This window comes from Christiangramia marina (genome assembly GCF_048285865.1).
GTDB classification, from domain to species: domain Bacteria; phylum Bacteroidota; class Bacteroidia; order Flavobacteriales; family Flavobacteriaceae; genus Christiangramia; species Christiangramia marina.
In genome coordinates, this window is the sequence record NZ_JBLVTK010000002.1 from 319,624 (window position 1) to 342,222 (window position 22,599).

Sequence of the window (22,599 nt, forward strand, 5' to 3'; positions counted from 1 at the left end):
ATTAGTTTGAATTATTCATTTTTGTAGTGAAAAAATATACTCCACGTGATGGAAGTTCCAGGCTTTTATCCCAGGTCATTTTTTCGTTGGTCATTAGGTTTTGAAACTGCATTCCTTCAAGTTCAAGTTCAGCAAACCTGGAAAGATCAAGATCCACAGATTCTTCATTTTTATTGAGGATTAGCACGATCGTCTCACCTCCAGAAGTTCTTGAGAGTAGGTAGATTTTATTTTGTGGTGTAAAATGCACCAGATTTCCTTCCTGGATGGCTTTACTGGACTTTCTGTAATTCAGTACAGTTTTTAGAAATTTCTGCATTTCTTTCTCTTCTTGGGAAAGTCCTTCGCCGGTAAACGCATTCCTGTCGCTATCTTTCCAGCCACCGGGAAAATCGGTTCTAATAAGACCATGATCCCCTGGTTTTGCAGTATCATTCATAAGAATCTCAGTTCCGTAGTAAATCTGGGCGATACGCGGAAGGCTAAGAATGTAACTAAGCGCCATCTTCGTATTTTCCAAATCTTCATTAAGCTGAGTATAGATCCTGCTCATATCATGATTATCTGGGAAGATCATAATATTTTCAGGTGAAGCATAGGCGAAATCGTTCGCCAGCCCGTCATATAAACGCTGTAATCCTGTGTCCCAGCCAGATTCCTCATTCAATCCTTTTACGATATTGCTTTGCATGGCAAAATCCATCGTAGATTTCAGATTAGAATCATATCCATTTTCAATCCCATCCTGCCAGTAACGAATAAGCAGTGGGTTATTGGACCATTCTTCTCCAACAATATTGAAGTTCGGGTATTCCTTCATGATCGCTCCGGCCCATTCACTCATAAAATCCATATCTGGATACGGATAGGTATCCTGCCGAATTCCTCCGAGTTTCAAGGTTTCTACCCACCAGATGTTATTCTGAATAATATATTTAGCCAGATACGGGTTCTTTTGGTTCAAATCTGGCATGGTTTCCACAAACCAACCATTGCTCATTACCTTTTTATCTGCTTCGGAAGCATATAGATCCTGGTTAGCAGTTCTACGGTGATTAGAGTAAATCAACTCTTCATCATTTTCAAACTTTTCCTGGTAGTTGATCCAGTCATTAAATGGAAGATCATCCATCCACCAGTGTTCCACGCCTGTATGGTTCGCGACCATATCCATGATCAATTTGATACCTCTTTCGTCTGCCTTTTGGGCCAGTTCTTTATATTCTTCCAGAGTTCCAAAACGTGGATCTACCTTATAGAAGTCGGTCATCGCATAACCATGGTAAGAGCCGGACTTCATGTCATTGATCAATAACGGAGAAGACCAGATAGCAGTAAATCCCATGTCATCGATATAATCAAGATGATCTATGATCCCACGAATATCGCCGCCATGACGGGCGTAATCATCTTCAAGATCAATTGTTTTCTCGTTAAGAATTTCGTCCACATCATTACTATAATCACCATTAGCAAAGCGGTCTGGCGTGATCAGATAGATTGCATCAGTGTTGTCGAATCCTACGAAATCTTCAGCCGCCTGTTCACGTTCTTTTAATTCGTAATCAATTACTTCTGAAGAACCATCTTCAAACTTAAAATTCAGTTTCATGTTACCGGGCTTGGCAGCTTCAGTAATTACAAGATTTACAAATATATAATTCGGACTATCTGCTTTTTCTGTTCCCAGCACTTGAATTCCCTGGTAATTTGAAGATACTTCCGCAGTACCAATATTGCGTCCGTAGATCATTAACTGCAAACTGTCCTGTTCAAAACCTGTCCACCAGTTTGGTGGTTCGACGCGCTCGATTTGAGCAAAAGCCTGTAGCCCGATAAACAGACCACAAAGTATTAAAATTTTCCTCATATGTTTTCAATAAAAAAAGGCTCCCTTCCTGAAAAGAGAGCCAGAATTACTAAGCAGTAATTTGTTCGTTAGGGACTAATGTAAGCTCCTTATTATTTACCTGGATATCCAGGGATTCTGATCCTTCAAGAAAAAACTCGGTCCCCTTGGAAGAAACTGAGACCTTGACAATGCGATCTCTAAAGTTTACTTTGAAAGAATAGGCATTCCAGTTTTCAGGAATCTGTGGTTTGAATGATAACTGGTCATTTTCCACACGCATACCTCCAAAACCTTCTACAATACTCATCCAGGTTCCAGCCATACTGGTAATGTGACATCCTTCTTCTACTTCCTTATTATAATCATCAAGATCCAATCTCGAAGTTCTCACATAAAACTCATAAGCCTGTTCCATTCTTCCAAGAACCGCCGCCTGAATGCTGTGTACACAAGGAGATAATGAAGATTCATGAACCGTTAGCGGCTCATAATAATCGAAATGTTTCTCGAGTTGGTCTTTGCTGAAATGATCTTCAAAGAAATAGAATCCCTGCAGCACATCTGCCTGTTTGATATAACAGGAACGAAGAATCCTATCCCAGCTCCATTTCTGGTTAATTGGTCTATGCTTTTTCTCCAGATCTTTTACCGGGATGATCTCTTTATCCAGGAAACCATCCTGTTGCAGATACACGCCATGTTCTTCAGAATACGGGAAGTACATTTTTTCAGCAACTTCTCTCCATTTGGCTAATTCGCCATCATTAAGATCTGTTAAACCCATCACTCTCGCGTAATCTTCCTGGTGACCATCTTTAACTTTATTGATTGTTTCCAGACAATAATCAATACACCATTTAGCAAGGTAGTTCGTGTACCAGTTATTATTCACGTTATTCTCGTATTCATTAGGACCGGTCACCCCAAGGATCACGTACTTATTCTTATCCTTGCTGAAGTTTGATCTTTGATACCAGAACCTGGCTACGGCGATCATTACTTCCAGTCCTTTTTCAGGAATATAACTGAAGTCGCCGGTGTAACGCACATAATTATAGATCGCAAAGATCATGGAACCATTCCTATGAATTTCTTCAAAAGTGATTTCCCACTCGTTATGTGATTCCTCGCCGTTCATAGTAACCATCGGGTAAAGCGCGGCTCCATTCGAAAAGCCTAATTTCTCAGCATTCTCCTTGGCTTTCTGAAGGTGATTATAGCGATACGTAAGTAGCTTACGTGCTACTTTCTGATCTTTGGTCGCCATATAAAAAGGAATACAATAGGCTTCTGTATCCCAGTAGGTGCTACCTCCATACTTTTCACCGGTAAAACCTTTCGGACCAATATTTAGTCGATCGTCTTCTCCTAAATAAGTTTGATTGAGCTGGAAAATATTAAAACGAATTCCCTGCTGAGCTTTTACATCGCCGGAAATTGTAATATCTGCCATTTCCCAGATCGAAGCCCAGGCTTCTTTCTGCTCTTTCTTTAAAGATTCAAATCCTTTTGAAGTAGCCGAGTCAAGAACTTTGCCTGCCGCCTGAATCAGTTGCTCCTTCTTATGGTTCATATCTGAAACATAACCGGCATACTTTATAATAGCAGCCGTTTCCTGTTTTGCGGTCTTTACTTTATAAGCAAAAGAAATACGATCTTCTCCAATTGAAGAAGTTGCTTCAGTAGTAACTTTTTCGTTATTCAGTAAAATTTCAGACTGCATAAAGGTTCCAACATGGAAACCGGTTTTTAGAGTTTTACTCACGATATAGCCGCGCTCAGAGTCTTCCTGTACTTCCAGAGTTTCCCAGAATCGTTCTTCCCAGTTTGCATCTGTATTAGTAATACTTCCATCAAGATAAGGATCGAACCTGATCTCGGCATCCTGATTTAGCGGAGTTACTTCAAATTTTATCGCTCCAAGTTCGTCTTCAACAATAGAAACGAAACGCAAAGCTTTTACTTCCACTACAATTCCATTTGGAAGCTCTGCTTCAAAACTTCTTGAAAGAGTACCCTCTTTCATATTCAACTCACGGCGAAAGTTTTTAACCGATTTACAATTGAACAGATCCAGTGGTTCTTCGTTTACGAAAACGTTGATACCAATCCAGTTCGGAGCATTCAAAACTTTCGCAAAATACTCGGGATAACCATTTTTCCACCAGCCTACTTTGGTTTTATCGGGGTAATAAACCCCTCCAATGTAACTTCCCTGGAAACTTGGTCCGGAATACTGTTCTTCAAAATTTGCACGCTGTCCCATAGCTCCATTTCCAATACTGAAAAGGCTTTCTGAGGATTTCACTCTACCTGCGTCAAATTCTTCTTCAATGATGGACCACTCGTCCGGCTTTATATAATCCTGATTCATTACTTCTCGTTTCTCAATAAATTTTCAATAAATTCTAGTTCGATCTCGGTAAAGTCATTAAAGACATGATCTGCTTCGCCTAGGACACTGGCAGAGCCAATACCGATACTCGTCATATTTCCTGCATTGGCCGCCTGTACTCCTGCAAGAGCATCTTCAAATACCACACAGTTATGCGCTTGTACACCAAGTCTAACCGCGGCGATCAGGAAAACTTCCGGATCTGGCTTCGCTTTTGAAACATCGGTTCCATCCACGATCGCGTCAAAATCATCATACAAATTGATCTGCTTTAAAATTCGGCGCGCATTCTTGCTGGCAGAACCTAAAGCAAATGGAATATTATTCTGCTTTAAATAGTCCAGGATTTTTCTAACTCCCGGAAGGATTTCAGATTCATCCATTTTTTCAACATAACCCAGATAATTCTCATTTTTCAATGCCATCTGTCTATTAAATTCTTCTTCAGAAAGTTCCATATTTCCCCAGCGTAGGATCTTTTTTAGAGATTCCACTCTGCTCACTCCCTTTAATTGCTCGTTTTGCTCCTTAGTGAAGTCAAAACCAAGATCATTAGCCAGTTTTTTCCAGGCTTGAAAATGAAATTTTGCTGTATCAACGATCACTCCATCGAGATCGAAAATTACGGCAGCTTTTGTATTCGTTCTATGCTGGGTCATATTTAATAGCTTTTCTATCTGTAATTAATAAGTTTGAAAATGCCGCGAATAACAGGAATACACCTGCCACGGTCATTGCATGGATCGATTCTTCTCCAATAAGTTTTTGTAGAAATACAACACCTCCAAGTGCTGCGATAATTTGTGGAATCACGATGAACATATTAAAAACACCCATCATTAATCCCATTTTTGATGATGCTACTGAACTTGACAGCATTGCATAAGGCATGGAAAGTATGCTTCCCCAGGCAAAACCAATGAGTACAAAGCATACATAAAGCATTTCTGGTTCCCCCGGAATAAAGTACATCAATAAAAACCCAGCTCCTCCAAGAATCAAACTTCCCATATGTACTAGTTTACGATTGATCGCAAATCTTGAAGTATAGAAGGTTAATAACAAAGCAAAGGCCATGGAAGATAGTCCGTAGATTCCCATTTTGGATCCTACATCATCACTGGCTTCGTTGTAGCTCTTATCCTGTTCTGAATATTCCAGCCTCGCCTGGTCATCCTGAAATAAGATCACCCTGTCTGCGTCATACTGAAGTTCTCCTTCACTATCCAACTGGGCGAATTCTTCGATCTGAGGCTTAGGTGCATTATAAATATGACTGGTAAGCGCCGGGTTTGCCAAAGTCCACATCGCAAAAAAAGCGAACCACGAGAAAAACTGAACTATACCCAGTTTTTTCATGATCTTAGGCATCAAAGCATAGGTTCCCAGGATGGTCTTGATCATACCCTGATCTTTCTCAGGTTCATCGCCATCCTCGAATTTTTGCATTTGTTCTGGCGAATATTCTTTGGTAGTGAAAATGGTCACCAGAATAGATCCAATGAATACAACAGCTCCAACGATAAAAGCAACTCGAACCGACTCTGGAACTACTCCTGGAGCGGCCTCGTTACTAATATTAAGCACATTATTCATGAATTTAGGGAGGTTACTGGCCACCCAGGTTCCAATTCCTATAATTAATGTCTGAATAACGAATCCATAACTTCTTTGAGAATCTGGTAACTTATCTGCTACAAGGGCGCGGAATGGTTCCATGGATATATTAATGGATGCATCCAGCACAAGTAACAATCCTGCTGCCATCCATACTGCAGATGAATATGGCATCAATAAAAGAGCGATGGAACTAAGTATGGCACCAAGGAGAAAAAATGGTCTTCTTCTACCTAAGCTTTTATGCCAGGTATTATCGCTTAGATAACCAATAATTGGTTGCACGATAAGGCCTGCCAGTGGAGCAGCGATCCATAATAATGGAATGTTATCCTTCTCAGCACCTAATGTTTCGAATATACGGGACATGGTCGAGCCTTGCAGCGCGAAACCAAATTGTATACCCAGAAATCCGAAACTCATGTTCCAGATATCCCAAAACTTTAAACGGGGTTTATGCATATCGTGATTTTGATTGTTCTACGATAAGCACTAAGACTTATCAAAACTTATAAAAGGTAGGAAGTAAAAATATAAGTTCTGATAAAATTTTAACTACGGCAAATATATAGTTTTTTTAAAACGCAATAGCTATTTCCTCGATTTTGTTGAATCTCTTACCACCAGGCCGGTCTCTACAATAATAGTTTTGTAGTAATCATCTTCGGAAGGTGTGCGCTCAAGTTTCTCGATTAAAAGACGTGCAGACTCCTCTCCCATTCTCATCCCATGCTGACTTACCGTAGTCAAACTCGGGATAAATCTTTTTGACAATTCACCATCTGTAAAACCAATTACTGAGACATCATCCGGAACTTTCTTCCCCTGATCCTGAATGGATTTAACAGCAGAGATGGCAAAATGCTCATTTACAGCGAAAACTCCATCCACATCACGTTCCTTCAGAAAGGCTTCAATTTCCTTTTCACTGTCCTCCATTTCCTCGATCTTCAGAATAAGATCTTCATTTATATTTATACCATTTTCAGCTAAAGCCTGCTTATAACCATGCGTACGCAGTTTACCCACACTCACGTAATCCACGGTAGAAATTAGAGCGATCTTCCTGCAGCCTATATCTATAAGGTGTTGAACAGCTTTTTTTCCTCCGGTAACATCATCAATGATCACTTTATCGCAGGAAATATCCTCAGCAACACGATCAAAAAGCACACAAGGCATTCCCTGGTTGATCACTTCTGCCAGGTGGTGATAATCGCCTTTTTGCATGGTTTCCTTGGCAAGTGACAGAATAAATCCATCGGTACTTCCATTCGCCAGCATTTCCATATTCAAAACCTCTTTGTCGAAAGAATTATCTGAAAGGCACACCAAAACGTTATATCCCATTTCATTCGCCACTTTTTCCACTCCACTAATGACCGTAGTAAAGAAATGATGTACAATTTCGGGAATAATGATCCCTATTGTCTTGGTTTTCCGGTTTTTAAGACTTAATGCTATGTTATTAGGCTTATAATTATAGTGTTTCGCAAAAGCCTTGATCTTAGCACGTGTTTCTTCACCAATCTCCGAGCTGTCTCGAAGTGCTTTTGAAACGGTGGAGATAGATACATCAAGCTCTTTCGCAATTTTTTTCAGGGTAAGTTTCGGCTTCATTCTTTTCGGATATTCATGATTTAGGTGGGATATATTTTCGATCTCGCAAAATTAGCAATATTTGATTGTGAATCTCTTAAGAAGAAAAAGTTTTCAACACGAAAACGTTTTCGTTCCAGTAATAGTAAGGTTTCGTCAAATATTGGGTTTGAATTTACATACATTTAACCTCAGGAAGTAAAAGTATAAGGTTAATTTTTATCAAAAAATCAATAAAAAATTTATGAGGACTTTAATTAAAAGCACATTGTTTTTGCTGTTCATGCTACCAATGAGCTTTTTTGCACAAAACACCGTTAGCGGAAATGTGACAGAGACTGCCACAGGCCTTCCGGTTCCAGGTGTGAACGTAATCGTTCAAGGTACCAGCAATGGTACAACGACCGACTTTGATGGTAATTATACCATATCTAATGTATCTAATGAAGACGTACTTGTTTTCTCCTTTTTAGGATTCGTAACACAACAGGTTCCTTTCGAAGGTCAGTCTACTATAGACATTACCCTTGATGAGGACTCAGCTACGCTGGATGAAGTCGTTCTTATTGGTTATGGAGCAACCTCAGAGCAGGATGCGACCGGAGCCGTTGAGAAGATTTCTTCGGAAACCTTTAACCAGGGTGCCGTAGTTGCTCCGGAACAGCTGATCGCTGGTAAATCTGCCGGAGTACAGATCACCCCGGGTGGTGGAGCTCCAGGACAGGGAGGAACAATTAGAATACGTGGTGGTTCATCCCTATCGGCCTCTAACGATCCTTTGATCGTAGTCGATGGTGTACCATTAGATCAACGTGGAGTTGCAGGTTCAAGAAATGCGCTTAACTCTATAAACCCAAATGAGATCGAAGATTTCACTATATTAAAGGATGCTGCGGCTACTTCTATTTACGGTTCCAGAGCCTCCAACGGGGTAATTCTTATTACCACGAAAAAAGGTAAAAAGGATTCTCCATTTCAGTTTACGTATGATCTAAAAACATCCATTGGGAATGTTCTGGACAAAGTAGACGTTTTAAATGCCGATGAATTTAGAAACCTGATCAACAATACCGCAGGAACAGATCCTTCTCTATTAGGAAATGCAAATACAGACTGGCAGGATGAAATTTATGAAACTTCAGTTGGAGCTATTCATAACTTTACAGCTACACAGGGTATCGGGAATTTCTACTATCGTTTGAACTTTAACCATACTGCTGAAACCGGAGTTATCAGAAAAGATTATTACGAGCGTAATGCTTTTAATATCTCTTTGAACCAGGACCTTTTCGACAATTCGTTGAAACTGACTCTTACTTCGAAGAACTCTCTGGATAAGAACAAGTTTTCTAACGGTGGTGCTATTGGATCTGCAGTAGCTTTCGATCCTACTCAGCCTATATATGATGAAACCCTTCCTTTCGGTGGATTCTTTGAATTCAACAGACTTTCAGGAGGTGAGATCACACAACAAAATCTTGCGACCAGAAACCCGATCGCTCTTTTGGAGCAAACGACAGACCAGAACCAGACCAGACGTTCTATTACGAACCTGAATGCGGAATATAAAGTTCCTTTCTTAACGGGTCTTAAAGCAGTAGTAAGTGCTGGTTTTGATTATGCTGAAGCTGATGGTGATAAATTCACTCCGGTATTTGCAGCATCTAACACTTCTAATATCGATCAATTTGAAGATTATAGTAATATAAACCGTAACCTTCTTCTTGACACTTACTTAAACTATAAGACTGAACTTGGTTTCTTTGAAACAGATGTTGATGTAACAGCAGGTCATTCTTACCAGGAATTTTATTCTACCAGCAATGTTTTTGGAACTGAGCAGGATCAAATTAGAGCACTTCCAAGAGATATTAACAGGAACTCTTTAGAGTCTTACTTCGCGAGAGCTAGTTTTGACATTAATAACAGATACCTGATCTCTGGTAGTATTCGTGCCGATGGTTCTTCCAGAGTTTCTCCAGACAATCGTTGGGGATATTTTCCTGCAGCCTCTATTGGTTGGAAAATTCACAATGAAGAATTTCTTCAAGGTTCAAGAGTGCTTAACGAATTGAAGCTTCGTGGAGGTTACGGTGAAACCGGAAACTATGAAATTGGAAGAAACTACGGATATTTAGGATTGTATACGCCTAGTCAGGGTGGTGCGAGATACCAGTTTGGAAATGAATTCATTGGTACTATTAGACCTGAAGAGTATGATGAGGACCTTAAATGGGAAAGCCTTATCAACTATAACGCAGGTATCGACTTCGGTTTATTCGATAATAGATTGAGTGGTTCTGTGGATGGATATTACAGAGAGACTAAAGATCTTATCGCCACCGTACCAGTACCAGCAGGAGCTAACCTTTCAGATCAATTACTAACGAATGTTGGTACGACTGTTAGTAAAGGTATCGAGATTGGATTGAGCGGTGATATCGCCAGGTCTGAAGATTTTAACTGGACTTTGGGTTATAACATTTCTTTCCAGGAACTGGAGATTACAGAACTTTCGTTAGGTGATGATCCAAATTTCTTCATCCCACAAGGTGGAATTAGTGGTGGTGTTGGAAACAACATTCAGCTTTGGAAAGAAGGATTTGATCCTACTACTTTCTTTGTGTTCAGACAGGTTTATAATGATGCCGGGCAGCCAATTGAAGGTGCTTATGTAGATGTAAATGGTGACAACCAGATCACAGAAGCAGATAAGCAGCCATACAAGAAAGCAACTCCAGATTACTATATGGGTCTTACCAACACCATGAATTATAAAGACTTTGACTTCAGCTTTACTTTTAGAGGAAGTTTTGGAAACTATATTTACAACAACACGCAATCTGCAAATGGTTTTATAGAAGCTGGAACAAACACACCTTCAGATTATTACTCGAATTTTAATTCGAACGTACTGGAGTCAGGTTTTGTAAACAGTCAGTTCTTCTCAGATTACTACCTGCAGGCAGCAGATTTCGTAAAACTTGATAACGTAAGCATTGGATACACAATCCCGGGAGAAAAAGTTGATTTCAGAGCTTCTTTAACGGCGACAAATGTACTTACGATCACAGATTACGACGGGCTTGATCCTGAAGTTTTTGGTGGAATCGATAACAACTTCTACCCAAGATCAAGAAGATTCGTACTCGGATTGAATTTTGCTTTTTAATGAATAATAGAAAAATTACTAGAACTATGTTTAATAAATTAAAATCTACTTTCCTTATTCTCTTCGGAATGGCGGTTCTATGGTCATGCGAAAGCGATCTGGAACTTACTCCTGAAGATAACAGGGAAACTGCGGCTTCAGCTTTTGAAGATCCCGCAGCTTACAAACAGTTTTTGGCTAAACTATATGCAGGTTTTGCAATTAGTGGTCAGGATGGTCCTGCTGGAGATGCCGACCTATCTGGGTTGGATGAAGGATTCTCACAGTACATGCGTTTGTACTGGATGGTGCAGGAACTTACTACAGATGAAGCGGTAATTGGATGGAATGATGGAACGATCAAAGATCTACATAACCAGAACTGGACATCAGGAAACGAATTTATTCGTACAATGTATTCCAGAATTATGTACCAGATTGCACAGTCTAACGAATTCCTTAGACAAACTGAAACTTCAGTAGTTGAAGGTCGTGGTGTGGATGCTGCAACACAAGCTAATATCCAGGTATATCGTGCAGAAGCAAGATTCCTGAGAGCATTAAGCTACTGGCATGCACTTGACCTTTATGGTAATCCTCCTTTCGTTACAGAGCAGGATCCTGTGGGGGCGTTCCTTCCGGAGCAAACCAATTCAGCAGAGCTTTTCACTTATATTGAAAGTGAACTTTTAGCGATCGAGAGTGAACTAGCCGCTGCAGGTGCTAATGAATATGGTCGTGCAGATAAGGCAGCAGCCTGGATGTTACTGGCAAAACTTTACCAGAATTCAGAAAAGTACACTGGATCTGATAGATCTTCAGATGTGATCACTTATACTGAAAAGGTGATCAACTCAGGATTTACTTTAGTTGATGACTATCAGAAATTATTCCTTGCAGATAACAACATGAACGGGGCACAGAATGAGATCATTTTCCCAATCACTTTTGATGGGATCAACACTCAGGCTTATGGTGGAATGACTTTTATCATTCATGCAGCAGTTGGAGGATCTATGGATCCAGATAACTTCGGAATTAATGGTGGATGGGCCGGTCTAAGAACCACTTCTGCGCTTATCAATGATTTCCTTGAGAATGAGGATGATGATATTGAAACAGTAGCCGATGAAAGAGCTATTTTTTATACAGACGGTCAGTCTAAAGAGATTAGTAATATCTCAAATTTCACTGATGGTTATGCCGTTGCTAAATACAAGAACGTAGATGTGAATGGAAACGCAGGATCAGACCCTACAGGAGATTTTCCAGATACAGATTTCCCTATGTTCCGTCTTGCAGATGCTTACTTAATGTATGCTGAAGCCGTAGTTAGAGGTGGTGGTGGAAGTGAATCTGCTGCTGTAGATTACATCAATGAGTTGAGAGAAAGAGCTTTTAACGATGATAGCAACAATATCTCGTCTTCAGATCTAACACTAAACTTTCTATTGGAAGAAAGAGCTAGAGAACTTTACTGGGAAGCTCACAGAAGAACAGATCTTATAAGATTTGGACAATTTTCTGATGGTGGCGTATGGCCGTTTAAAGGTGGTGTTCCACAGGGAACTACTACACAATCTTTCAGAGACCTGATGCCTATACCGTCTTCAGATCTAGGAGTGAACACGAATTTGACACAAAATCCAGGATACTAACAAAATACTATTACAACAATGAAAAAGTTTTCAATTTTCTTATTAATAATGATCGCATTCGTAGGATTTACATCCTGTGAACATGATGATGATGTGGTTTTTACAGCTCAACCTGATCCAGAAGGGATCGTGTTTATGAGCTCTACCGCAGAATCTTACACTCTCACTTCTGAAACTGCCAATAATATCGCTGAGCGATTTGTATGGAGTGAAGTTGATTTCGATGCTCCAACCACTGTTACTTATGAACTTCAGGGTTCATCTGATGCAGACTTTTCTTCATTCAATATCATTGGAACGACAGGAGAAAATAATCTTGGAGTTACTGTTAGCCAATTTATGTCTTTGGCTATGGAAGCAGGTTTAGATAACGATCCTGAAACCGAAATGCCGAATGCAGGAGATATCTACTTCAGAGTTCGCGCTTATGCCGGAACTGATGGAAGCAACGGCCTTAACGCAACTTCTGAAGTAATGTCTCTAAGAGTTGTACTTCCTGAAGCTGTGATCGAAGAAGAAGAAAATCCAACAAAAATGAATCTTTTCTTTGTAGGAGATGCAACTGCCGCTGGATGGAACAATAACAATAACAATACGCCAATGTTCAGAGATCCTGAAAATGATAACATTTTCAACTTTACTGGAAGATTTGCTGGTGGTGACGATGTTGAAGGTTTTAAATTGCTTGAAATGCTTGGCGCATGGCAACCTCAATGGGGTGGTACAGATGGAACTTTAGGAGTTAATCCTGGAGATGCATCAGATCCTGCAGCATTTGGAGTAGACGACGATGCTTATTACACGCTGTCTCTGAATACAGACGATATGACGTATACGTTTGAAGCTATGGATGCTTCCGCAGCGACCGTGTACGATATGGTGGGTATTATTGGTACTGCCACTACAGGTACAGATGAAGGCTGGAATGACGATATGGACATGACTCAATCAGACTTTGATTCTCACATCTGGTACATGAATGATGTGGAACTTTTCGACGGTGAGTTGAAGTTCAGAGCAAATAACGCCTGGGACGTAAGCTGGGGTGCAAGTACACCTATAAGCGGTCAGGGAGCAAATGCAAATGATCCAAATATCCCTGTTTCTGCAGGTGTATATGACATCTGGTTTAATGACCTTACTGCAAGATATATTCTTATTCCTGCAGGAGAGTAATCACACTATTTTATATCGGGGCTAATTCAATTAGCCCCTTTTTTTTCTTTAAACTGAACTAATGATGAATACGAATAAATTTTTATGCAGCCTGCTCCTTGGGGGTGCCCTCTTTATGGGTTCGTGCTCCGGTGATGATTCTGATGACGTCGTGGATGCAACAGATGATATAACCGGCACCCCAGAAATTCCTGCTCCATCTGAGCCTCAGGCGCTGGACCTGGCTTCTCTGGACAATGGCAACAGAGTGATGATGCAGGCATTCTATTGGGATGTAGAACCACGATTTGCCTGGTGGGACAATCTTTCAGAAAAAGTACCGGAATGGTCTGAAGCCGGTGTGGACAGAATCTGGATACCATCTCCTGCCAAAGGACAGTCTGGTGGCTATTCCATGGGCTACGATGTTTCAGATTATTTCGATTTTGGTAATTATGACCAGCATGGAACTGTAGAAACAAGATTTGGTTCAAGAACCGAACTTGAAAATCTAATTGCTACAGCTCACAGCAATGATATTGAAGTGATCGCAGATATTGTACTGAATCATAATTCTGGTGGAGGTTTGCAATACAACCCTTACAGGGACTACGATACGTATACCCTATTTAATGAAGAGAATGGAAATGCTTCAGGGATGTTCAACAGAACTTACGAGGATTTTTATCCTAACAGTGTGAGCCAGTACGATCCAGGTAGTCTTTTCTACGAAGAAACCAACCTTGATCACCATAGAGAAAGAGTTCAGGACTGGTTATGGAAAGACGAAAATTCAGTAGCCAAATATTACAAAAATGTAATGGGGTTTGATGGCTGGCGTTTTGATTATGTAAAAGGTTTTGAACCATGGGTTGTAAAAGAATGGAATGAGGCTGTTGGAGGATTCTCTGTAGGAGAAAATTTCGACGGAAATCCAGATGTACTTCGTGACTGGATCGAAGCTTCAGGATCACCTGCTTTTGATTTCTCTACCTTCTACAAACTGGAGGAAAGTCTGGACAGGTTTGAAAACCTTAGTATTCTTGAAAGTGACATGCTTTGGAAAACAAATCCTAAAGATGCAGTAACCTTCACAGCGAATCATGATACTGAAAAGGATTCTAATGAGGATAATTATATCATGAGCTCGAACAAAATGAAGGCCTATGCATATATCTTAACTCACCCTGGTTATCCTACGATCTTCTATTCAGATTACGAAAATGAGGAATTTAAAGATGAACTAAAAAGGTTAATTTCCATCCACAATAGTCTTGCAATCGGTGATACAGAGATCTTGTATGCAGACCAGGATGAATACGTGATGAAAAGAAATGGATCAGGTACTAATCCTGGATTAATTCTTTATATTAGCATCAATAATGGTACAAAAAGAAGAACGGTAAGTTCGAACTGGAGTAATGTTACGCTACAGGATTATAGTTCGAATTCAACATATTTCCCTACCTCCGATGAAAATGGAGCGGTGACCATCGAGGCTCCTGCCAATGGATATTCGATCTGGTCTATTACAGAATAAAGATTTTTATTTTGAATTTTCATAGGTGTTAATTCAAAGAAGGCCTCACAGATTTGTGAGGCCTCTTTTTTTGTTACTTTTTCTCTGAAATACGCTACAAAAAGAATATAATTTAGCTTATTTTCGAACCCAATCCCCTATTTCTACTACTGAATCTCAATAGTATAGAATTACCAAACCTTTCATTAAATGTTTTCATTATTTGTCAACTTTTTATTGTTAGTAAATTTTTATATTGTTGATAGTCAGTATTTTAACTGTTTTTGTTTGAAAACTTTTTCCAAACGCTTTGTTAATTGTCCAGAAATAATGCCTAGTTTTATACCAGCCGATTAGAGCATTTCTAACCTAAAAATCTCATTTTTATGCCTGTACAGGAAAATCCAGTTGTTCCAAAGACGTATACTCAGGAACAGGCCTTCGAAGCTTCATTAAAATACTTCAAAGGCGATGATCTTGCCGCCAGAGTTTGGGTAAATAAATACGCCCTTAAAGATTCTGACGGGAATATTTATGAACTCACTCCAAACGATATGCATAGACGTATCGCCAGCGAAATTGCAAGAGTTGAAAAAAAGTATCCAAATCCTATGACCGAAGACGAAGTTTTCGATCTTATCAAGGATTTTAAATATATCGTTCCACAGGGAAGTCCTATGGCTGGAATTGGGAATCCTTATCAGGTTGGTTCGTTATCTAACTGTTTCGTGATAGGGAATGATGGAAATTCCGATTCTTATGGCGGGATCATGAAAATCGACCAGGAGCAGGTTCAGTTAATGAAAAGACGTGGTGGCGTAGGTCATGACCTTTCCCACATACGGCCTAAAGGATCGGCTGTGAAGAACTCAGCGCTTACCTCTACCGGAATTGTTCCTTTTATGGAACGTTACTCTAATTCAACAAGAGAAGTAGCACAGGATGGACGTCGTGGAGCTTTGATGCTTTCGGTTTCAGTAAATCATCCCGATTCTGAAGACTTTATCGATGCTAAAATGGAGCAGGGCAAAGTTACAGGTGCCAATGTTTCGGTTAGGATCGATGACCAGTTCATGAAAGCCGTAAAGAACAACACTAAGTATACTCAGAAATATCCAATCTTTTCCGCAGAGCCAAAGGTTTCAAAAGAGATCGAGGCAGATAAACTCTGGAAAAAGATCGTACATAATGCATGGAAATCGGCTGAACCTGGAATTCTTTTCTGGGATACAGTGATCAACGAATCTGTGCCAGATTGCTATGCAGATCTTGGTTATAAAACGGTTTCTACCAATCCTTGTGGAGAGATTCCACTTTGTCCTTATGATTCCTGCCGTTTGCTTGCGATCAATCTTTTCTCTTATGTAGAAGAGCCATTTACAGAAAATGCGCACTTTAACTACGAACTATTCAAAAAACATATTTCTGCTGCTCAAAGAATTATGGATGATATCATTGATCTTGAACTGGAAAAGATCGACAACATCATTGGTAAGATCGATGCAGATCCAGAAAATGAAGAGGTAAAGGCAGTAGAGAAAAATCTATGGCTTAATATCCGTAAAAAAGCACATGAAGGTAGAAGAACTGGAATAGGTATCACTGCGGAAGGTGATATGCTTGCCGGTTTAGGTATTAAATACGGTAGCAAGGAAGGAATCGATTTCTCTGTAGACATTCATAAGAATATTGCTGTTGAAGCCTATAGAGCTTCCGTAGAAACTGCGAAAGAAAGAGGTGCTTTTGGAATTTTTGATTCAGAAAGAGAGAAAAACAACCCATTCATTCTTCGATTGAAAGAAGCTGATGAAAAGTTGTATTACGAAATGCTTGAGCACGGTCGTAGAAATATCGCGCTATTAACGATCGCTCCAACTGGAACGACCAGTCTTATGACGCAAACCACTTCGGGAATTGAGCCTGTTTTCCTACCGGTTTACAAAAGAAGAAGAAAAGTAAATCCAAATGACAAGGAGGCTCGCGTAGATTTTGTTGATGAAGTTGGAGATTCATGGGAAGAATATGTGGTTTTCCACCATCGTTTTAAGCAGTGGATGAGCGCCAAAGGTTATGATACCGATAAGAATTACTCGAACGAAGAACTTGACAAACTGGTTAAACTTTCGCCTTACTACCAGGCAACGTCTAATGATGTAGACTGGCTTAGCAAAGTGAGAATGCAGGGAGCTGTACAAAAATGGATCGATCACTCTATTAGTGTGACCATCAACCTTCCAAACGATGCTACCGAGGAACTGGTTGGAAAACTGTACCTGGAAGCATGGGAAGCTGGTTGTAAAGGTGTTACTGTATATCGTGATGGTTCAAGATCTGGTGTTTTAATCTCTAACGACGAGAAAAAAGAGGAAGACGAAGAACAGACATCCGGATCTTTCCCTCTAAAAAGACCAGACGTTCTTACTGCAGATGTGGTTCGTTTCCAGAATAACAAGGATAAATGGATCGCATTTATAGGACTTGTAGATGACAGACCGTACGAGATTTTTACCGGTTTTGCAGATGATGAAGAAGGTATTCTTATTCCTCGCTGGGTGACTGAAGGTTATATCATCAAAGCCAGAAATGAAGACGGATCCTCTCGTTACGATTTCCAATATGAGAACAAGCGTGGTTACAAAACTACGATCGAAGGACTTTCACATAAATTCAATCCAGAGTTCTGGAATTACGCGAAATTGATCTCCAGTACGCTGCGTCATGGAATGTCTATCGACAAGGTTGTAGACCTGATTAACAGTCTGCAGCTGGACAGTGAATCCATCAACACCTGGAAAAATGGAGTGGTACGTGCTCTAAAACGTTTTATCGCTGATGGGACCGTCGCCAAGAAGGAGAAATGTAATAACTGTAATTCTTCTAATCTTATTTACCAGGAAGGTTGCCTCACCTGTAAAGATTGTGGCTCTTCAAAATGTGGATAATTTAATTGTTGTGAGTGTTAAACTGAAAAAAAGGTCTCGTGAGAACGAGACCTTTTTTTGTTTGAATATTTCTACTACTGAAGTTTAACCTTTACAATACCAATTTCATGCTTCTTCTGAAGATTTTCAGGCTCGATCCCGGGACCAATAGAAAACTGAAGCGCTTCCACCTCCTGCAGATCAAAACCTTCCGGGTTCTGGTGCTCAAAATAATAGGGTAGAAAACCAGGATAAGGACGTGGCAGCGTAACCGTTTTCACTGGTTTAAGCTCATCAAGTCTGATCCGTATCTCTTTTAAATGTTGATCTAATTCGATCACTTTCCCGAAAGCCGAACCGTTTTTCATCAATAAAGCAACCTGAAGTTTCTCGGTACCCGTTTTAAGATTACGAGCCTTAATGATGAGTTCCTTCTGATCTCCAGGAAGCCTTGCTCCTATTTTCTTCTGAAAATTAAACCGAAAAGAGTAATCATAAATTGGAGTTGCGTTTTTGTACTCTATATCTTCTGAAAATAATTCATCCAGTCTTACCTGAAATTCGTTTTCAACTGAATTTAGGGGAACAATTTGGTTGCCAGGCATCCATGAATGAACCACCATATCTGCATCCATAGACGCATCGAAAAGTGAGATAGCAGAACCTTTATCATAAATACGAGTAGAATAAACATCTTCTGAATAGAAATCCCAGTTCTCCGGACTACCCGAAACATCACCCGGGAATGTTCGTTTTCCATTCGTTGTTTCCAGAATAATGCGGTAAGTAAGTATTCCTGGCACAAGTAGATTTTGTGGTACATCTGCGGAATAATCGTATTGATTTTCTGCTTTCATTTCTACTACTTCGTAGCTATTTCCATTCTGAAACCATATTTCGGCTTTATTAATCTCCTCATTTGAAACGATCTCTGCATCAATAGAAAAACTCTGATTGGTCCCCGCGGCATTAACTGCTTTATGCAGGACGTAGGTACGGTCAACCGACTCTTCCACCGCCACAAAATTGTCGAGTTCCAAACGAAAGTCTCCTTTATAATTTTTGACATCAAAATTCTGCCCTTTTTGAGTTAGTAAATAGGTACCAGGAGAAATTGAAATCGCACCAGCTTCAGCCTCCTGAACTTCAGATTCCGCAATATTTATCTGTTGGAACTCAAAGTTTCCAGCAAGCCCGGGAATAGCTATTTTCATCTCGTTCAAATTGTACCTGATCACGGCAATTGTTTTTTCAAGACTATTATTTCCGAAGGGATCCTTGATTAGAAATGGGTCGGGCATTACTTCCAGACGCCAGACTCCTTCTTCTAGTTTATCCAAAAAATAAGCTCCTTTTCCTTCATATTCGATCACTTCAGAACTACCGTGACCCGCTATTTCTCTTAGTTCTGAAATCGCTTTAGGTTTTTCAGCATTAGAATTCGTGTAAATAAACTTTTCCGCAGAATTATAGACAGCAAGATCATCTTCATACTGAATGAGAAAGTCTCCAAATTTTAAGTTTTCGGGATAGGTTCCCTGCTCTTCGCCTAATTTGGTATGATGGAATATCTCCCCGGCGATCATAAGACCCAAAGCTTTATGCGGAGTATAATTGAGATTCATATAATGGGTATTATATTCTGTATTCCCATAGGCCAGAAAAGATGGATCATAGGCAAAATGCGTCCCGATCTGTATTCCCGCTTCTCGAAAACTGCGTGCCATTGCGAGATAGATATATGATTTATTAACATCGGCAGCATCAAACTCATACACCAGTTTAGCGGCATTATTATTTTCGATAGCACTGCTAAATGGAATATTATAATCGTTCACATTGGGAAGCAAATTCCCCGGGATCTCCTTCTTAAAACCAAGTCCGGTTGGATACCATTGAAAAGTACCACCCTGAATATCAGATTCAAAATAAGTATCTGCAAGGTGAACACTATGGGTGACGTTATAAAAAACAGGTTTCTGAGAACCGGAATCCCGAACAGCCTTCGCGAGTTTATTAATAAATTCTTTTACCTCTTCAGGAGTACCGCGATGATGTGGTTCATTGCTAATTTCAATAGCGATTAGATTCGGATCATTTTTGTAGGCAATTCCCGTATAAGGATTCACGTGGTTCATAAATTGCGTGAGATAATTTTGCTGGGCAGCGACCGCTTTGGGATTGGTCAAACTTCCTTCCTTGCCATACTTATTGGAAAATCCCGGAGTATCCTCGTCTGGTTCCGGCCAGCCATTTCCCCAATATGCGATAGGAGTGATCACAAAATTGATTTCGCGTTTTTTAAGTTCACTCAATAAATAATCAAACGCATCCAGGTGTTCATTCTGCAGTAAATTCCCCTCTGCATCGCTAATTTCTGTATCCCAGACGTGAAGACGATACAGATCAAAGTTGAGTCGGGAAAAATGGTAGAGATCTTTATCAATTTCAGCTTTGATTTCAAGTCCAAGTTTCTCGGCAGAACGGTAAGCATGCGCGAATGGTGCCGAATAATTGACTCCAAAGCCCTTTACCTCCTCTCCGGAAGGCTCCCAGCGAATAATCCCATGTTCGTCTACAACTGTAGTTATTTGAGAAAAAACAGGACAAATAGTTAAAAAAAGTACAGTAAGAACAGTAATCCAATCGAATATACGAGACATTAAAATTTAAAGTTTAGAGTGTACAGATGCCAATGGCTTCTTCAAGCGCTTTTAGCTTATTATCATAGGTTGGAATAAATTCCTGTGCGATATAACCATTAAAACCGGTATCAAGAATTGCCTGAATGATTGCAGGGTAATTCAATTCCTGAGAATTATTGATCTCGTTCCTCCCCGGATTTCCCGCGGTATGATAATGATTGATGTACGGATGAAATTCTCTAATGTTTCGAATAACGTCACCCTCCATGATCTGCATATGGTAAATATCGTAGAGTAATTTAAAGTTGGGTCGGTCCAGCCTTCTGGCAAGCTCAGCTCCCCACGACGTATGATCTGCCATATAATCTGGATGATTTACTTTGCTATTTAGCAATTCCATGACGAGCGTGACCTTGCGTGATTGAGCATGGTCCAACAAGGGCATTAATCCTTCTACACAGTTGTTCCAGCCAGTTTCATTATCCATCCCACGCCGACTTCCGGAAAAACAGATGACATTCTCAATATTATTATCAGCAGCTTTGTCGATGAGTTCTCTATAAGAAGTTTGCAATTTCTGATGATTTTCAGGGTCATTGAATCCATCGGTTAAACTGATAAAATCATCGGTAGCCATGGAACATGCCAGACCTTCCTCCTGCACGATTTCCCATTCTGAAGGTTTTAAAAGATCAATAGCGCTAATTCCTAATTCTCTGCAGGCCTTGGCAAACTCCTTAAGTGGAATATCTGCAAAACACCAGCGACAAACAGAATGATTGATCTTTGAAGTAGAGTCCTGTCGATTGTTAATTGCAATATCGAAACCGGATGCATTCGAAAATGATGGAATGGCGAGTAACCCAGCTCCAATTCCCAGGTTCTTTAATAGTGTTCTACGAGATTGATCTTTAGCCATCCTGAAATGTTTTTCCTAAATTAATAATAAATGTAATTCATACAATTATTATTTAAAGAAACTATTTTCAGACTTTAGAAAATCTCGAAATTATATCCTGCTTCTAATAATTGTAAGTAATTCTCTTTATTGAATTTATGCAAAAATGCTCCTCTTTTACTACCCGATTTATCTTTTTCTTCCAGTTTTTCTAAAACATTAAGGGATAAAACCTTTTTTCTAAAGTTTCTAGCGTCCAGTGGCTTCTGGTAGATCGCTTCATATAGGTTTTGTAATTGTGGAATCGTAAACTTTTCTGGCAGCAGCTCAAATCCAATGGGCCTGTGACGCGCATTATGTCTAAGTTGTTCCAATGCATCCTGTACCATTTGATCATGATCCAGAACCAATTCGGGAAGATCATCAATTTCAAACCAGCGGGCACCATAATGCTTTTCTAGCTTGTCTATATAATCCTCCACTCTAATTAAAGCGTACTGAGCCACAGAAATACATCGGTAACCCGGATCACGGTCCTGTTTACCATAAGTCTTTAATTGCTGCATAAAAACCTCTTTCAATCCGGTAGCCTCTTCTAAAACTCTCTGCCCTGCCAGCTCAAGATCTTCATCAAGCCGTACAAAGCTGCCTACAAGTGACCAGGAACCTTTGAAGGGCTCTACCTGGCGCTCGAAAACCAGCAATTTAAGCTTGCCCTCATGAAAGCCAAAAATAATACAGTCTGTTGCGACATACATTTTCTCCCTGATCTGGTAAAGGTCTGTTGGCTCGAAAACTTCCGGTTGTGAGTTCTTAGTGTGCATAATTATATTCTGAAACAATAAATGTAATTATGACATTTATTATATTTGAATTACTCAAAATTAATCAAGTCTTGACAAATATCAGATCTTTTTCTACGAAGCCTTCGGTTTTTGATGATTTCCAAGCGGAATTACTCGTTAATTCTCCTGGTCGAATCAATTTGATTGGAGAACATACAGATTATAATGAAGGCTTCGCGATGCCAACCGCGATCGATAAGCAAATAAGTTTCAAATTCAGAATAAATGATACGGAAAACTTCTGCAGGATATACAGTGATACTTTTAATAATGGATTTGAATTTCACCTCGACCAGCCATTAAAGAAGCAGAGCGACTGGAGAGATTATTTACTAGGCATCATT

General features: G+C 39.9%; 14 protein-coding genes. 6 read left to right on the forward strand and 8 right to left on the reverse strand.

What is annotated here, in order from left to right:
- Position 1 precedes the first annotated feature (1 nt).
- The 5 genes from ACNKXS_RS07915 to ACNKXS_RS07935 form a co-directional block, all read right to left on the reverse strand.
- Entirely contained in the window at positions 2–1,870 is a 1,869-nt protein-coding gene (locus ACNKXS_RS07915; RefSeq protein WP_417920412.1) for a glycoside hydrolase family 13 protein, read from the reverse strand.
- A 49-nt stretch (positions 1,871–1,919) separates the two neighbouring features.
- Entirely contained in the window at positions 1,920–4,226 is a 2,307-nt protein-coding gene (locus ACNKXS_RS07920) for a glycoside hydrolase family 65 protein (RefSeq protein WP_417920413.1), read from the reverse strand.
- Entirely contained in the window at positions 4,226–4,906 is a 681-nt protein-coding gene (gene pgmB / locus ACNKXS_RS07925; RefSeq protein ID WP_417920414.1) for a beta-phosphoglucomutase, read from the reverse strand. The genes ACNKXS_RS07920 and pgmB overlap by 1 nt, the downstream gene beginning before the upstream one ends.
- Positions 4,893–6,326, reverse strand: a complete 1,434-nt coding sequence (locus ACNKXS_RS07930) for an MFS transporter (protein WP_417920415.1) — start codon at positions 6,324–6,326, stop codon at positions 4,893–4,895. The genes pgmB and ACNKXS_RS07930 overlap by 14 nt, the downstream gene beginning before the upstream one ends.
- 129 nt (positions 6,327–6,455) lie before the next feature.
- Positions 6,456–7,484 carry a LacI family DNA-binding transcriptional regulator gene (locus tag ACNKXS_RS07935; protein WP_299153745.1) on the reverse strand — a complete coding sequence of 343 codons (1,029 nt, stop codon included), beginning with the start codon at positions 7,482–7,484 and terminating at the stop codon, positions 6,456–6,458.
- A gap of 223 nt (positions 7,485–7,707) precedes the next feature.
- On the opposite strand from ACNKXS_RS07935, the gene ACNKXS_RS07940 reads away from it, so the two are divergent.
- From ACNKXS_RS07940 to ACNKXS_RS07960, 5 genes are all read left to right on the forward strand, one after another.
- Positions 7,708–10,635: a SusC/RagA family TonB-linked outer membrane protein gene (locus ACNKXS_RS07940; RefSeq protein WP_417920416.1), complete on the forward strand. Its 2,928-nt coding sequence runs from the start codon at positions 7,708–7,710 to the stop codon at positions 10,633–10,635.
- A 26-nt stretch (positions 10,636–10,661) separates the two neighbouring features.
- Positions 10,662–12,272, forward strand: coding sequence for a RagB/SusD family nutrient uptake outer membrane protein (locus tag ACNKXS_RS07945; protein WP_417920417.1), 1,611 nt, complete (start codon positions 10,662–10,664; stop codon positions 12,270–12,272).
- 18 nt (positions 12,273–12,290) lie between these two features.
- Positions 12,291–13,448, forward strand: coding sequence for a SusE domain-containing protein (locus ACNKXS_RS07950; protein WP_417920418.1), 1,158 nt, complete (start codon positions 12,291–12,293; stop codon positions 13,446–13,448).
- A gap of 61 nt (positions 13,449–13,509) precedes the next feature.
- Positions 13,510–14,967 carry an alpha-amylase gene (locus tag ACNKXS_RS07955; RefSeq protein ID WP_417920419.1) on the forward strand — a complete coding sequence of 486 codons (1,458 nt, stop codon included), beginning with the start codon at positions 13,510–13,512 and terminating at the stop codon, positions 14,965–14,967.
- 365 nt (positions 14,968–15,332) lie between these two features.
- Positions 15,333–17,888, forward strand: a complete 2,556-nt coding sequence (locus tag ACNKXS_RS07960; protein ID WP_417920420.1) for an adenosylcobalamin-dependent ribonucleoside-diphosphate reductase — start codon at positions 15,333–15,335, stop codon at positions 17,886–17,888.
- Between the two features lie 74 nt (positions 17,889–17,962).
- Here ACNKXS_RS07960 and ACNKXS_RS07965 read toward each other — a convergent pair whose 3' ends face one another.
- The 3 genes from ACNKXS_RS07965 to ACNKXS_RS07975 all read right to left on the reverse strand — a co-directional run bounded on the left by ACNKXS_RS07965 (position 17,963) and on the right by ACNKXS_RS07975 (position 22,234).
- Positions 17,963–20,530: a glycoside hydrolase 5 family protein gene (locus ACNKXS_RS07965; protein WP_417920421.1), complete on the reverse strand. Its 2,568-nt coding sequence runs from the start codon at positions 20,528–20,530 to the stop codon at positions 17,963–17,965.
- A 13-nt stretch (positions 20,531–20,543) separates the two neighbouring features.
- On the reverse strand, positions 20,544–21,431 hold the full coding sequence (locus ACNKXS_RS07970) for a hydroxypyruvate isomerase family protein (protein ID WP_417920422.1): 888 nt from the start codon (positions 21,429–21,431) through the stop codon (positions 20,544–20,546).
- 74 nt (positions 21,432–21,505) lie between these two features.
- Positions 21,506–22,234, reverse strand: a complete 729-nt coding sequence (locus tag ACNKXS_RS07975; protein WP_417920423.1) for an NUDIX hydrolase — start codon at positions 22,232–22,234, stop codon at positions 21,506–21,508.
- 71 nt (positions 22,235–22,305) lie between these two features.
- On the opposite strand from ACNKXS_RS07975, the gene ACNKXS_RS07980 reads away from it, so the two are divergent.
- On the forward strand, positions 22,306–22,599 hold a 294-nt coding region (locus ACNKXS_RS07980; protein WP_417920424.1), incomplete at its 3' end, for a galactokinase family protein.